This window comes from Actinomycetota bacterium (genome assembly GCA_035640355.1).
Taxonomy (GTDB): domain Bacteria; phylum Actinomycetota; class UBA4738; order UBA4738; family HRBIN12; genus CALGFI01.
Map to the genome: position 1 here is coordinate 122,966 of DASQWI010000011.1, position 12,984 is coordinate 135,949.

Here is a 12,984-nt window from a genome sequence, read left to right on the forward strand (position 1 = left end):
CAGGGGGACAGCGTCGATGCACTACGTTCGGCGCGCGGTGGCATGCGTGGTGTTGGCCGCCGCGCTGGCTGGTCTGGCCTCATATCCCAACTTCAAAGGCGACGAGCCAAAGCGGCCGTCGCCGCACCGAACCGGCCCAAAGGCGTCCGCGCCCGCGGTGGGTTTCGTGGAGGCGATCAGTGAGTCGATCGTCGCCGGCGCCTCGGCGTTCCCTCGAGCGGTCGTTCGACAGGCGAGCGGGAGTCAGATCCGGGGCATCGACGTGTCCCACTACCAGGGTCGGATCGACTGGGAGCGCGTCGCACGCTCGGGCCATCACTTCGTGATCGCCAAGGCGACCGAGGGCCGTACGTACATCGACCAGAAGTACCTGCGGAACAAGTCGGAGGCCGAGGCCAACCAGTTGGCGTTCGGCGCGTACCACTTCGCTCGTCCGGACAAGGGCCCCTTCGACGCCGTTCGCGAGGCGAACCATTTCCTCGACGTCGCGCGCCTGGAGCCAGGGAACGTCATCCCCGTGCTCGACCTCGAGACCACCGGCGGGCTGTCGCACCGGCGGTTGACGAGGTGGATCCTCCAGTGGCTTCGCCGCGTTCGCGACCGCCTTGGCGTGCGGCCGATGGTCTACACGAGCTCCATCGGGTGGGCCGAGCGAACGGGCAACACGACGGCGGTGGTGAAGGCGGGCTTCGACACGCTGTGGATCGCTCACTGGGGCGTCCGACGTCCCGCGCTTCCGGCCCGGGAATGGGGCGGCCACGGATGGTCGATCTGGCAGCAGAGCGACTGCGGCAACGTTCCGGGGATCCGCGGGTGCGTCGACGTGAACCTCGCGGATCGGTCGCTGGGTGAGCTCGTCATCACGGTTCCGGACACGACCCCGCCGACGGCGCGGATCACACGCCCGGGCGACTTCACGAGCCCGGCGATCGTGTCGTTCGACGAGACAGTGGGCGGCATAACGCCGCAGAACGTGCACGTGCGGGCGAGCCGGTTCGTCAGGCAGCCGAGCATCCGACTCGCCTGTCTCACCGGCGTCGGAACCTATATCGGGTGCTCGTCGGGTGATGTGCGACGGGTCGCCATCACGCCGCGCCGACCCCTCGTTCCCGGCGAGCACTACCGGATCGTCGTGAACCCGGCGACCGCGGTGCATCGCGTCGCGGACCGCGCCGGCAACCCCACACCGAGCATCGTCCGCGCGTTCGTCGCGCCGACGGAGCTCGAACAGGGCAGCACGGCGATCACCTACCGGCGGCCGGGTGCGTGGACGGTGCTTCCCGCGCGCGAGGGGCGCAGCGGGCGCGTGTCGGGCAGCGACGTGAACGGAGCGCGCGCCGACGTGCGCTTCCGCGGGACGGGTGCCGTGTGGACCACGATCACCGGGCCGAACCATGGCCTCGCCGCCATCTGGATCGACGGGAAGCTCGAGCGTGTCGTCGACACGTACTCCGCTCGGCGCGTGGATGGCGTGCGTCACCGTGTGACGGGGTTGTCGCCGGGCCTGCACACGATCCGGATCGAGGTGCTGGGCCGATCCGACCCTCGCGCCACCGGGCGCGTCGTCTCGGTGGACGCGCTGTCCGTCGTGCCGCCCGCGCCGGTCGCTGGGTAGCGCTCCTCGGCACGTCCCCGGTGGTTACCCTTCCCCGGACGATGCGCGCCGACCCCGAGTTCAAGCCGCTCGTGACGGAGCGCCTCGTTCTTCGGCGATCAAGACCTGAGGACGCGGAACCGATCTCGGCCTACCGCAGCGACCCGAACGTGAACCGGTACCAAGGGTGGGACCGCACGGACCCCGACGGCATCCGCGCGGAGATCGTGGAGATGGAGAGCCGGCCACCGGGCGGCGCAGGCGGGTGGGTGCAGTTCAGTGTCGAGGAACGCGACGGCGGTCGCCTGGTCGGCGACGTCGGCATCAGCGCGGTCGACGGTGAGTCGGGCGTGGCCAAGATCGGATACACGATCGCCCCGGCGTTCCAGGGGCGGGGGTACGCGACCGAATCAGTTCGCGCGTTAATCGATTACGCGTTCGAGACACTCGGCGCCGAGCGCGTCCGGGCGTTCGCGGCGGCAGAGAACGTCCCGTCGCTCCGCGTCGCGGAGAACGTCGGCCTGCGCCTCGTCGAACGCTTCGAGCACCGACACGGCGGCGAGGTCGTGCGCTACGAGCTCGCGCGCGCCGAACGCTGACGAACGCGAACGCTCGCGACGCACTACGCTGCGCCGCGGATGAGTGAACCGCGCGGGCCCGTCGATCCGCTCGTCGTCCCGCGTTTCGCCGGTCCATCGACGTTCGCGCGACTCCCGCGTCTGGACGAGGTCGAACGCGCCGACGTGGCCGTCCTCGGCGTACCGTTCGACTCGGGCGTGACCTATCGGCCCGGCGCGCGGTTCGGGCCGATCGCCGTGCGGAACGCGTCTCGCCTGCTCCGCGCGTATCACCCGGGACTCGCCGTGCAGCCGTTTGCCGCGCAGCAGGTCGTCGACGCCGGCGACGTCGCGTGCAACCCCTTCTCGATCGACGAGGCGATCGGGCAGATCGAGCGGCACGCCACCGACTTACGTGACGGGGTGGGACGGCTCGTGTGCGTCGGCGGCGACCACACCATCGCCCTTCCGCTGCTCCGCTCGCTCCGCGAGCAACGCGGACCGCTCGCGCTCGTGCACTTCGACGCCCACCTCGACACGTGGGACACGTACTTCGGCGCGTCGTACACGCACGGGACGCCGTTCCGCCGCGCGTGGGAGGAGGGATTGCTCCTCGAGGACCGCTCGATCCACCTGGCGATCCGCGGCCCGCTGTTCTCGGCGCAGGACCTCGTCGACGACGCGAGCTTTGGGTTCCGCATCGTGACGGCGCTCGAAATCTTGTCGGAGGGGATCGACGCGGTCACCGGGCGGATCCGCGAACGCGTCGGCGACGCGCCCGTCTACGTCTCGATCGACATCGACGCGCTCGACCCGGCGTTCGCGCCGGGAACGGGGACGCCCGAGGCGGGAGGCATGACCAGCCGGGAGATGCTGGGCATCCTCCGGGGCCTTCGAGGCCTCGATCTGGCCGGAGCCGACATCGTCGAGGTCGCGCCGGCGTACGACCACGCCGAGATCACTGCGGTTGCCGCATCGCACATCGCGTACGAGCTCATCGCGCTGTTCGCGGCCGACCGTAGCTAAGAACGTCTGGCTTGCGCTCGGCGTCGCGAACCGCGATGGTCATCGATGAACGACAAGAGAGGGGGCGCATGGTGGACCGCGAGAGGAGGATCACTCGTAGGGACCTGCTCAGGCGCGCGCCGGCTGCCGGCGCCGTCGGCCTCTCGCTCCCAGCGCTGCTGGCGGCGTGCGGCCGCAGGCCGGAGCAGCAGGCGGGAGCCGGGACGAGCCCGACGGCGGCCGCGATCCCGACCGGCGATCTCGAGGGCACCAGCATCAAGGTCAGCACGTACGGCGGGTTCTTCGAGGAGAACTTCGCGGCGATGTATCCGGCATTCACGGAGGAGACCGGCGTCGAGGTCGAATCCGTGGAACAGCCGACGTCGGAGGTCTGGGTCGTCCAGCTGAAGCAGGCCGTCGACTCCGGGACTCCTCCACCGGCCGACATCTCCATGCTCTCCGGCGTGGGGATCCAGCGCGCGATCAACGGCGACATCCTGGCGACGTACGACGTCTCGAACCTCACGAACGCCGACAACATCGCCGAGGGCTACATCCGGACGACCGACGACGGCGGCCTGGTCACCGGCGTGGGCAACGTTTCGTGGTACATCACGATCGTCTCGAACACCGAGCGGGTGCCGGAGAGCCCCACCAGTTGGAGCGCCTTCTGGGACTCCGAATGGGAGAACGAGCTGGCCCTGCTGCGGAACGCGGCGAACTCGTATCTGCTCGAGATCACCGCGACGTTGTACTTCGACGGCTACGACATCCTCGACACCGAGGACGGCATCGTCGAGGTCATGACGAAGCTTCAAGAGGTCAAGCCGAACGTCAAGCTGTTCTACCGCGACGAGGCACAGGCGCAACAAGCCTTCAACACTGGTGAGGTGTCGCTAGGGCAGTTCTATCACGACATCACGACGTTCGCGGCGTCGCAGGGCGAGCCACTTCGAAGCGTGTTCCCCGACGAGGGCGCCATCCTGGACTCGGGGTTCTGGGCGGTGACCAGGACCACCGAGAACCTCGGGGGCTGCGTCGCGTTCATCGACTACTTCTGCCGGCCCGAGGTGCAGGCGGAACTGGCGAGGACGCTCGGCACCACGCCGACCGCGCGGAAGGAAACGATGGACCTCACCGAGAAGGAGTACGAGGCGGTCGGTGGTCCCGGCCCCGACGCCGCGCTGCGCCCGAAGTACGAGATCTACGACCAGTTCGAGGACTTCATCGACCAGCAGTGGACGGAGATGATCCTCTCGTAGCGACCGTGACGTGGACGCACGCGGAGGACTGAAGCTCGAGGGAATCGTCAAGCACTTCGGCGACGTGGAAGCGGTCGCCGGGGTCGACCTCGAGCTGCCGCCGGCCAAGCTGATCTCGTTCCTGGGGCCGTCCGGATGCGGCAAGACGACGATGCTCCGGATGATCGCCGGGTTGGAGAAGCCGACGGAGGGCCGCGTCTACCTCGACGGCGCCGACATCACCGATCGACCCCCGCACCTGCGCGACATCGGGATGGTCTTCCAGACGCTCGCGTTGTTTCCGCATCTCTCCGTCGCAGGGAACATCGCATACGGCATCCGGATCCGGGGCGTCGGCGACCGCGAGAGCCGAGTGCGCGTCGACGAGCTGCTCAGGCTTGTCTCTCTCGAGGGGATGGGGGACCGCCGCATCTCGCAGCTGTCGGGCGGGCAGCGCCAACGAGTGGCCACGGCCCGCGCCCTGGCCCTGGCTCCGAAGCTGTTCCTGCTCGACGAACCGCTCTCTGCGCTCGACGCGAACCTCCGCGAGCAGCTCCAGGTCGAGCTCCGGCTGCTGCAGCAGCAGCTCGGGATCACGACGATCATGGTCACGCATGATCAGCGCGAGGCAATGACGATGTCGGATCTCGTCGTCGTGATGGACGCGGGACGCGTGGAGCAGGTCGGTCCACCACTGGAGGTCTACCGACGGCCGGCGACTGCATTCGTCGCGCGGTTCATCGGCAGCACGAACCTGCTGAAGGGGAGGGCGCTCCCGGACGGACGCGTCGACATCGAGGGGGCCGCGCTGCAGGTCGAAGGTGGCACGTCAGCACACGAGGGCGACGAGGTGCTGATCTCGGTCAGGCCCGAAGACACACACCTCTCGACAGGTGAGACAGATGAGTCGAACGGCATCCACGGATCGGTCGTGTTCGTACGCGACCTCGGCGAGCTGTTCGAGTGCTACGTCGACTGCGGCCTGAACGAGAACGTCGTCGTCGCGGGAAGTCCTCGCGACCGTGTGCCGGTCGAGCAGGGCGACCGGGTCACCGTCAGATTCCCGCCCGAGGCCTGCGTCGTGGTGCGCGGATGAGCGAGCGGCGAGATCCGACGTCCACCACCTACGGGGTCCTGGCGATCCCGATCGCCATCCTCGCCGTCTTCTTCCTCATCCCGTTCGGGATGATCGTGGCGACCTCGTTCTACCGGCGCATCCAGGGCGGGTTCTACGAGCCGGCGTTCGAGATCGCCAGCTGGCGGCGGCTCCTGTCCGAGGTGTTCGTGGAGCGGGCTGCGTTCTCGATCGGGATCTGCCTGCTCGCCGGCGCTGCGTGCATCGCGATCGCGTTCCCGTTCACGTACTTCCTGACGCGGATGCGGCGGCGTCCGCACGTCGCGCTACTCATCCTGGTGCTCTCGGCGCTCTCGCTCTCCGAGGTCATCGTGGCGTTCACCTGGAGCGTGCTCCTGGGGCGTGCCGCGGGCATCTCGAACATCCTGGTGTGGCTCGGCGCGATGGACGAACCGGTGGCGTACCAACCGAGCTTCATTGCCGTGTTGCTCGGACTGTCCTACATCGCGTTTCCGTACTGCGTCCTCACCCTGTACCCGTCGCTGACACGCTTGGACCGGGAGGTGACCGAGGCCGCGCAAACGCTGGGAGCGTCGCCGTGGCGGACGTTCTGGACGGTCGTCGTGCCGATCTCGCGACCGGTGATCATGGCGGGGTTCCTGCTGGTGTTCGTGTTCACGCTCGGGTCGTACCTGATCGCGGCGCTCCTCGGGCGGCCGGAGCACTGGACGCTGTCCGTCTTCATCTCCGATCAGGCGTCGTTCAACGCGAACGTGCCGTTCGCATCGGCGATGGCAATCTTCCTCACGGCCCTTTCCCTGATCGTGGTCGGCGTCGTCGCGCTGATCGAGTCGCGAACCCGGCGAGTCGCCTGATGCGAGCGCTCAAGTGGATCGTGACGGCGTTCACGATCGTGTTCCTGTTCGCCCCGCTCGTGGTGGTGGCGATCGTGTCGATCAACGAGAACCGGTACATGGACTTTCCGCCCGAAGGGTTCTCGCTGGCGTGGTACGGCGCGCTGTGGACGGACGCCGAGTGGCGCGATGCCATCGTCACCAGCCTCGTCATCGCCACCGCAAGTGCGGCACTCGCCGTGGCCGTCGCCACGCCTCTCGCCTACGTGCTCCGGGCGTACCGAATCCGCCTCACGCCGCTCCTGTACTCGCTGGGCATCCTGCCGTTCCTGCTGCCGCCGGTGATCACCGCGCTCGCCCTGCAGGTGTTCTGGAACGCCACCGGGCACGTCGGCCGCATCGAGAACGTGATCATCGCCCACGGGGTCTTCTTCTCGACCTTGCCTCTGATCGCGATCTCGCTCGGCATGGAGACGATGGACCCGGCGCTCCGAGAGGCCGCGCAGACGCTCGGGGCTAATCCACGGACAACGTTCCGAACGATCACGCTGCCGCTGCTCGTGCCGTCGATGGTCACGGGCTACGCCGCCGCGTTCGTGCTTTCGCTGAACGAGTACATCATCTCGTTCCTCGTCGCCGGGTTCTCCGTCCAAACGCTGCCGATCAAGATCTTCAACAGCCTGCGCTATGGGTTCACTCCGACGATCGCGTCGGTGACGATCGTGTTCATCATCGTCGCCGCAACGGTGTTCACGTTCGCAGCGATGTTCGGGAACCTGCTGAGGTTCCTCGGAGCGGATCCCGCGATGCTCGAGCGCGAGCGCGGCTGACCGGGCTACGTCCGGAGCTTCTCCATACGCCGAGCGGCTTCTTCCAGCGTCTCGAGCTTCTTACAGAACGAGAAACGCACGAGCGCGTGACCGAGCGAGGGATCGGAGAAGAACGACGAGCCGGGCACGACGGCCACCCCGATCTCCCGCGTCAGGTGTTCGGCCGTCTGCGTGTCGTCACCCAGGCCGAGGTGCGAGATCCCCGCCATCACGTAGTACGCGCCTCGCGGCGGCTGCGCCTCGAACCCGTGATCCCACAGCGTCTTCATCATGAGCTCCCGCCGGTCGGCGTACTCCTCGGCCATGCGCGCGTAATACGTGTCGGGCAGGTTGAGGGCGGTTGCACCGGCGTGCTGCAGCGGCGTCGGCGCACCGACCGCTAGGAAGTCGTGGACCTTGCGGATCCCGGGCACCAGCGGCGGCGGAGCGATCGCCCAGCCGACTCGCCATCCGGTCACGGCGTAGGTCTTGGACAGCGCGCTGATCGTGACCGTTCGGTCCTCCATCCCGGGCACCGTGGCGATCGGCACGTGCTGCGCGCCGTCGTAGACGATGTGCTCGTAGATCTCGTCGGTGAACGCGATCACGTCCCACTTCTGACACAGGCCCGCGATCCGCTCGAGCTCTTCGCGCGTGAACACCTTTCCGGTCGGGTTGTTCGGTGTATTGACGACGATCCCCCGCGTTCGCGGCCCGAACGCCTCCTCCAGCTCGCGGTCGTCGAACGTCCACTCGGGCGCCCGGAGCGAGACGTACCGAGGTACGGCGCCCGACAGGATCGTGTCCGGTCCGTAGTTCTCGTAGTAGGGCTCGAAGATCACGACCTCGTCGCCCGGATCGATCACGCCGAGCAGCGACGAGATCATCGCCTCGGTCGACCCACACGTGACGCAGAGCTGCGCCAGTGGATCGACGTGCATTCCATAACGCCTTTCGTAGTGCGCGGCGATCGCGCCGCGGAGCTCCGGCTCGCCCCACGTGATGGGGTACTGGTTCAGGTCCGCGTCGATGGCGTCCTTGGCGGCCTGCTTGACCTCCTCGGGCGCGGGGAAGTCGGGGAAGCCCTGCGCCAAGTTGATGGCGTCGTGCTCCATGGCCAGGCGGGTCATCTCGCGGATCACGGACTCTGTGAACGACTCGGTGCGCCGAGAGGGACGAACGTTCGACATGGGCGGATGCTAGCTCTTCGCTCGATCGCGCCACGTTCGCGGCGGACTGGAGCTCGCAGAGGTGAGGCGGTCGTCGTGTCGTACCGATCACTCGGTAGTTTTGAGATCCCGTGGCCCGGGAAGAGGTGCACGAGAGCCCGAGTGCGGGGCAGTGGAGCGCGTTTCAGGTAGGTTCGCTGTCCATCCACCGGGGGTACGCGCAGAGGGGAGTGCGGTGGGCGCCTTCCGGAGCATCAGACCAGGTCCCATTCACAGGATGCGGGACGGAGCTCACCTCGCCCTCGAGCGAGCGCGGAACCCCACTCGGGACGCAATGTTCCGCTTCGCTGCCGTGGGTATCGCCAGCCTCGTCGCGGTGGCTGGGCTGCTGGCGGTGCTTGGTGCGTCCAGAGTTCCATGGGTTGGTGGAAGCGCAACCAGCGACGAGGCCGAATCAGACGCGGTATCCGTGCCTACTCTCGCGCCCCAACCAGCGCTGGGACTGATCGAAAACGACACCACCAAGCCACGATCGGAGCCTGACGGCGGCCCGTCGCCGATCTCGCTCGTGCTTCCGCTTGTCGGTGAACTCCTCAACTTCAGCGGGGACGGCGGGGGCACGGGGGACATCAGCCGTCCCCGGTCCGATCCCAAGCCCTTCTCCGACCCGCAAGGCAATTCGCCGCCCGGTCCGAATACGGCGCCGAACCCGTCGCCCACAGCTACCAACGATCCTCCCCCTCAAAAGGACGATCCACCGGCCGCGACGGGACCGGCGCCTGCGCCCACGTCGGAGCCCCCGCCCGAACCAACCGTAGATCCGACGACAGATCCAGTGCCCACGACAGATCCACCGCCAACTCCTGAACCCCCGCCCGAACCAACCGTAGATCCGACGACAGATCCAGTGCCCACGACGGAACCACCGCCAACTCCCGAACTCCCGCCCGAACCGACCGTGGATCCGGATCCAGGCTCCCTCACCGCGACAGTCCTCAACGCCATCGACCAAACGATCTGAGCATCCGACTCGCCGCTCCATCGCGACGGCGATGCAGCCTCTGATGACGCCCGCATCCGGATTGGGGCAGACTTGGCGCGCTCACGACCAACCGGGAGGAAACACGTGAGGACGCTCATCGAGAACGGCACCGTCGTGACCGCGACCGAAACCGTCAAGGCAGACGTCGTCATCGAGGATGAGCGCGTCGCGGCGATCGGCCTGAACCTCGGCGTCACGGCGGACAGCGTCATCGACGCAAACGACCGCTACGTGATGCCGGGCGGCGTCGACGTCCACACCCACATGGAGCTTCCATTCGGCGGCAGCTTCTGCTCCGACGACTTCGAGACCGGCACGCGTGCCGCGGCGTTCGGCGGAACGACGACGATCGTCGACTTCGCCGTCCAGGACTACGGCGAAGGTCTTCGCGAGGGCCTCGATCGCTGGTTCGAGAAGGCCCGCAAGGCAACGACCGACTACGGACTCCACATGATCGTCCGGGAGGTGAACGACCAGGTCCTCAAGGAGATGGACGAGCTCGTCGGGGAGGGCGTGACGTCTTTCAAGCTGTTCATGGCCTACCCAGGCGTGTTCATGCTGGACGACGCGTCGATCTTCCGCGCGATGCGCCAGGCCGCGGATTCTGGCGCGACCATCATGATGCATGCCGAGAACGGCGGTCCGATCGACGTGCTCGTTCGTCAGTTTGTGGAGGAGGGAAAGACCGAACCCATTAACCACGGGCTGACGCGTCCCGCCGCGATGGAGGGCGAGGCCGTGCACCGTGCGTTCAAGCTCGCGGAGCTCGCCGGCGTTCCGGCGTACATCGTCCACCTCACCTCACGCGACGCATTGAATGCCGTGCGCGAGGCGCGCGACCGCGGTGTCCCCGCGTACGCCGAGACCTGTCCGCAATACCTGTATCTGAGCCTCGACGACCTCGGCCGTCCGGGGTTCGAGGGTGCGAAGTACGTGTGCTCTCCGCCGCTTCGGCCCGCCGATCACCAGGAGGAGCTTTGGAAGGGCTTGGTGGCGGGCGACCTCCAGGTCGTCTCGACCGATCACGCACCGTTCAACTACAGCGGGCAGAAGGATCTCGGGAAGGACGACTTCTCGAAGATTCCGAACGGTCTCCCCTCGGTCGAGGACCGGTTCACGCTGCTGTACGGCGGCGTCGAGAAGGGCCACATCGGCTTGAACCGCTTCGTCGAACTCGTGGCGACGTCGCCGGCCAAGATGTTCGGGTTGTATCCGCGAAAGGGCACGATCGCCCCAGGCTCGGACGCCGATATCGTGGTCTTCGACCCCTCGCGTGAGCGAGAGATCTCGGCGCGAACCCACCACATGAACGTGGACTACTCCTGTTATGAGGGCGTCTCCGTCCGCGGGCTGCCGGAGGTCGTCATGCAGCGGGGGAACGTGCTCGTCGACCACGGGGCGTGGCGAGGAACGACGGGCGCCGGACGGTTCGTTCCGCGGAGTCGGATGACCGCTTAGCGGGCCATGCAGGCGTTCGCGGCGACCTGGGGATCTGACGGCGTCCTGTATCTCGAAGGCGAGTTCGATCTGGAAGCGGAGGAGGCGGCTGTGGAGGCCCTCCGCGGTCGCCCCTACGACGAGAACGACGTTGTCATCGACGTATCACGCCTGACGTTCATGGACAGCACCGGGATCCGGGTCCTCCAGACGCTCGTCACGGGGCCTGTGGCCGCCCGCGTCGTCCTGCGATCGCCCAGCCGAGGCGTCCAGAAGGTCCTCGAGGTCGTGGGCTTCACGAAGCGGCCGCCGATCGCCGTCGGCGAAGGCGATCCCGCTTCTCATGAAGATTTTTTCATCTTCTGAACCGCCACTTCGTCGCCTCTGGCCCGGCCGCCGATAGAACGGCGGAGGGTAACTGTGCGTACGAGAGCGGTTCCTGCCGATTCGACGGCGCCCCGGCAGGCGCGCCGCTTCGTCGCGGACGCCATCCCGAGCGACCTGACCATGGTCGCGCAGCTGCTCGTCTCGGAGGTCGTGTCGAGCTGCATCCGGCACGAGCACGCCGACGACGCCGTCATCGAGATCGCCGTTCAGGACGTCAACGGATCGGTCCGCGTCGACGTGGCGCTGCGGGGCATCGTGCATTCGGTGCAAGTCGACGAGACCGTTCTGGAGGAGACCGGCATCGGTCTCGAGATCATGAACGCGCTCGCCTATCGCTGGGGTGTGGAGCGAGATCCGAGCGAATGGAGAGGGTGGTTCGAGCTCCGCGCCGAGTTCCCGTATGGCTGAGCGCGCTCAGCGCGTGGGCGCGCCTTCGTCCTCCGACTCCTCAGCGTCCGGAGTCGGAAGGTCGTCGTCGAGTGGCTCGTTCGCCTGGATCGGTGAACCCGCCTCGATCAGCCCGGCCTCGCGGTCGCTCTTGCGCTGAGCGCGGGCCACCCGCCGCTCCTCGCGGGCGGCGGCCTTCCTCTGCTTGACGTTCTGTCGCTGGCGTTTTCCGAAGGTCTCAGGCATCGCAATTAAGCCTACGGGACGAACGGGGATCTGGCTTGCCTCAGCTCTTTGCGGGGGCCGCACCAACGCTCGCTTCGCTCGCTGTGCTACCCCCCCGCGCCCCCCGCGAACTCGGCCCGAACGCCGAGCAGGCGAACCGGCCGGTCGAGCTCGAACTTCGTCAGCGCCGCCATCGCGGCCGCCCGGACGGCGTCGGCGTCTGAGGTGGGCTCGAGCAGCGCGGCACCGTGGGTCCTCGTGAAGAACGGCGCGAACCGAACCTTCACGACCACCCTGGCAACAGGACGGCCGTCTCGGCGCAGGTCCTCCATCAGCTCCGAAACGAGCTCGCCGAGGCGTTCCCGGATCTCATCCTTATCCGTGACGTTCTCCTGATACGTCCGCTCGTGGCCGTGGCCCCGCGCCACGTAGGGCTCGTCCGAGACGCGGCGCGTTGACTCGCCCGCGGCGAGCGAGCGAAGCCACGGTCCCGTGTTCGGCCCGAACCGCCAAGCGAGTCTCTCGTCGTCCGCGTCGGCAAGCTCCCGGACGGTTCGAAGGCCGAGCTCGGACAGCTTGTCGGCAGTCTTCTTCCCGATGCCCCAGAGCTCGCGCGTCGAGCGGCGGCCCATGACGTCGAACCACTCCTCGCGCGTGAGCCGGTACACCCCTTTCGGCTTGGCGAACCCGCTCGCGAGCTTCGCCCGCAGTCTGTTGTCGCCGATGCCGATGGAGCACCACAGCCGAGTTCGCTCGAGGACGGCCTGCTGGATCCGTCGGGCGAACGATTCGGGGTCGTCGGTATCGACCGCGAGAAACGCCTCATCCCAGCCGGCCTCCTCGACGACAGCCGGGAACGACCTGAGCGTGTCCATGACGGTCCTCGACGCCGCGTGGTAGGCATCCGCGTCGACGGGGAGGAACACCGCGTCGGGCGCTCGCTTGTACGCGGTTCGAAGCGGCATCGCGCTCGTGATGCCGAACGCGCGGGCCGCGTAGTTGGCAGTCGAGACGACGCCGCGTTTGCTCGGATCGCCGTCGCCGCCGACGACGATGGGGCGGCCCGCGAGCTCCGGTCGTCGGAGCATCTCCACCGCCGCGATGAACTGATCGAGGTCCATGTGAAGGACCCACCCGGTCATCAGTGCGATGGGTTCGCGGCGCCGTGCCGCAGCTCGAGGGAGGTTAGGAGCTGCTGCTCG

13 protein-coding genes are annotated in these 12,984 nt (G+C 67.6%); 10 read left to right on the forward strand and 3 right to left on the reverse strand.

The window, feature by feature from the left end:
* The first annotated feature begins 16 nt into the window (after nucleotides 1-16).
* From VFA08_05960 to VFA08_05990, 7 genes are all read left to right on the forward strand, one after another.
* The gene (locus VFA08_05960; protein HYZ13137.1) at nucleotides 17-1,615 is read left to right on the forward strand and encodes a GH25 family lysozyme; all 1,599 of its coding nucleotides are present in this window, start codon (nucleotides 17-19) and stop codon (nucleotides 1,613-1,615) included.
* Nucleotides 1,616-1,656: 41 nt separating this feature from the next.
* The gene (locus tag VFA08_05965; protein ID HYZ13138.1) at nucleotides 1,657-2,193 is read left to right on the forward strand and encodes a GNAT family N-acetyltransferase; all 537 of its coding nucleotides are present in this window, start codon (nucleotides 1,657-1,659) and stop codon (nucleotides 2,191-2,193) included.
* 39 nt (nucleotides 2,194-2,232) lie between these two features.
* The gene (speB, locus tag VFA08_05970) at nucleotides 2,233-3,177 is read left to right on the forward strand and encodes an agmatinase (GenBank protein HYZ13139.1); all 945 of its coding nucleotides are present in this window, start codon (nucleotides 2,233-2,235) and stop codon (nucleotides 3,175-3,177) included.
* 71 nt (nucleotides 3,178-3,248) lie between these two features.
* Nucleotides 3,249-4,418 (forward strand): extracellular solute-binding protein, encoded by a 1,170-nt coding sequence (locus VFA08_05975; GenBank protein ID HYZ13140.1) that lies wholly within the window; start codon nucleotides 3,249-3,251, stop codon nucleotides 4,416-4,418.
* 10 nt (nucleotides 4,419-4,428) lie between these two features.
* A complete protein-coding gene (locus VFA08_05980; GenBank protein ID HYZ13141.1) occupies nucleotides 4,429-5,493 on the forward strand; it encodes an ABC transporter ATP-binding protein in 1,065 nt (354 codons plus the stop codon).
* Nucleotides 5,490-6,347, forward strand: a complete 858-nt coding sequence (locus VFA08_05985) for an ABC transporter permease (protein ID HYZ13142.1) — start codon at nucleotides 5,490-5,492, stop codon at nucleotides 6,345-6,347. Before VFA08_05980 ends, VFA08_05985 begins: the two co-directional genes overlap by 4 nt.
* Complete coding sequence (locus VFA08_05990) at nucleotides 6,347-7,156, forward strand: ABC transporter permease (protein ID HYZ13143.1); 810 nt, start codon at nucleotides 6,347-6,349, stop codon at nucleotides 7,154-7,156. Before VFA08_05985 ends, VFA08_05990 begins: the two co-directional genes overlap by 1 nt.
* 5 nt (nucleotides 7,157-7,161) lie before the next feature.
* Here VFA08_05990 and VFA08_05995 read toward each other — a convergent pair whose 3' ends face one another.
* Entirely contained in the window at nucleotides 7,162-8,325 is a 1,164-nt protein-coding gene (locus tag VFA08_05995; protein ID HYZ13144.1) for an aminotransferase class I/II-fold pyridoxal phosphate-dependent enzyme, read from the reverse strand.
* A 1,105-nt stretch (nucleotides 8,326-9,430) separates the two neighbouring features.
* Between VFA08_05995 and hydA the strand changes: the two genes are divergently transcribed.
* From hydA to VFA08_06010, 3 genes are read left to right on the forward strand one after another with little or no spacing between them, the layout of a single operon-like run.
* Nucleotides 9,431-10,804 (forward strand): dihydropyrimidinase, encoded by a 1,374-nt coding sequence (hydA, locus tag VFA08_06000; GenBank protein HYZ13145.1) that lies wholly within the window; start codon nucleotides 9,431-9,433, stop codon nucleotides 10,802-10,804.
* A gap of 6 nt (nucleotides 10,805-10,810) precedes the next feature.
* Nucleotides 10,811-11,149 carry an STAS domain-containing protein gene (locus VFA08_06005; GenBank protein HYZ13146.1) on the forward strand — a complete coding sequence of 113 codons (339 nt, stop codon included), beginning with the start codon at nucleotides 10,811-10,813 and terminating at the stop codon, nucleotides 11,147-11,149.
* A gap of 54 nt (nucleotides 11,150-11,203) precedes the next feature.
* Nucleotides 11,204-11,578 (forward strand): ATP-binding protein, encoded by a 375-nt coding sequence (locus tag VFA08_06010; protein ID HYZ13147.1) that lies wholly within the window; start codon nucleotides 11,204-11,206, stop codon nucleotides 11,576-11,578.
* A gap of 6 nt (nucleotides 11,579-11,584) precedes the next feature.
* Here the strand turns inward: VFA08_06010 and VFA08_06015 are convergent, their stop codons facing one another.
* Nucleotides 11,585-11,803, reverse strand: coding sequence for a hypothetical protein (locus tag VFA08_06015; protein HYZ13148.1), 219 nt, complete (start codon nucleotides 11,801-11,803; stop codon nucleotides 11,585-11,587).
* A gap of 86 nt (nucleotides 11,804-11,889) precedes the next feature.
* The gene (locus tag VFA08_06020; protein HYZ13149.1) at nucleotides 11,890-12,924 is read right to left on the reverse strand and encodes a DNA polymerase IV; all 1,035 of its coding nucleotides are present in this window, start codon (nucleotides 12,922-12,924) and stop codon (nucleotides 11,890-11,892) included.
* Nucleotides 12,925-12,984: the final 60 nt, after the last annotated feature.

Coding starts and splice junctions, on each gene's coding strand:
- VFA08_05960 (HYZ13137.1), top strand. CDS start 17: ATGCACTACGTTCGGCGCGCGGTGGCATGCGTGGTGTTGGCCGCCGCG.
- VFA08_05995 (HYZ13144.1), bottom strand. CDS start 8,325: ATGTCGAACGTTCGTCCCTCTCGGCGCACCGAGTCGTTCACAGAGTCC.
- VFA08_06020 (HYZ13149.1), bottom strand. CDS start 12,924: ATGACCGGGTGGGTCCTTCACATGGACCTCGATCAGTTCATCGCGGCG.
- speB (HYZ13139.1), top strand. CDS start 2,233: ATGAGTGAACCGCGCGGGCCCGTCGATCCGCTCGTCGTCCCGCGTTTC.
- VFA08_05985 (HYZ13142.1), top strand. CDS start 5,490: ATGAGCGAGCGGCGAGATCCGACGTCCACCACCTACGGGGTCCTGGCG.
- VFA08_06005 (HYZ13146.1), top strand. CDS start 10,811: ATGCAGGCGTTCGCGGCGACCTGGGGATCTGACGGCGTCCTGTATCTC.
- VFA08_05965 (HYZ13138.1), top strand. CDS start 1,657: ATGCGCGCCGACCCCGAGTTCAAGCCGCTCGTGACGGAGCGCCTCGTT.
- VFA08_05990 (HYZ13143.1), top strand. CDS start 6,347: ATGCGAGCGCTCAAGTGGATCGTGACGGCGTTCACGATCGTGTTCCTG.
- VFA08_06015 (HYZ13148.1), bottom strand. CDS start 11,803: ATGCCTGAGACCTTCGGAAAACGCCAGCGACAGAACGTCAAGCAGAGG.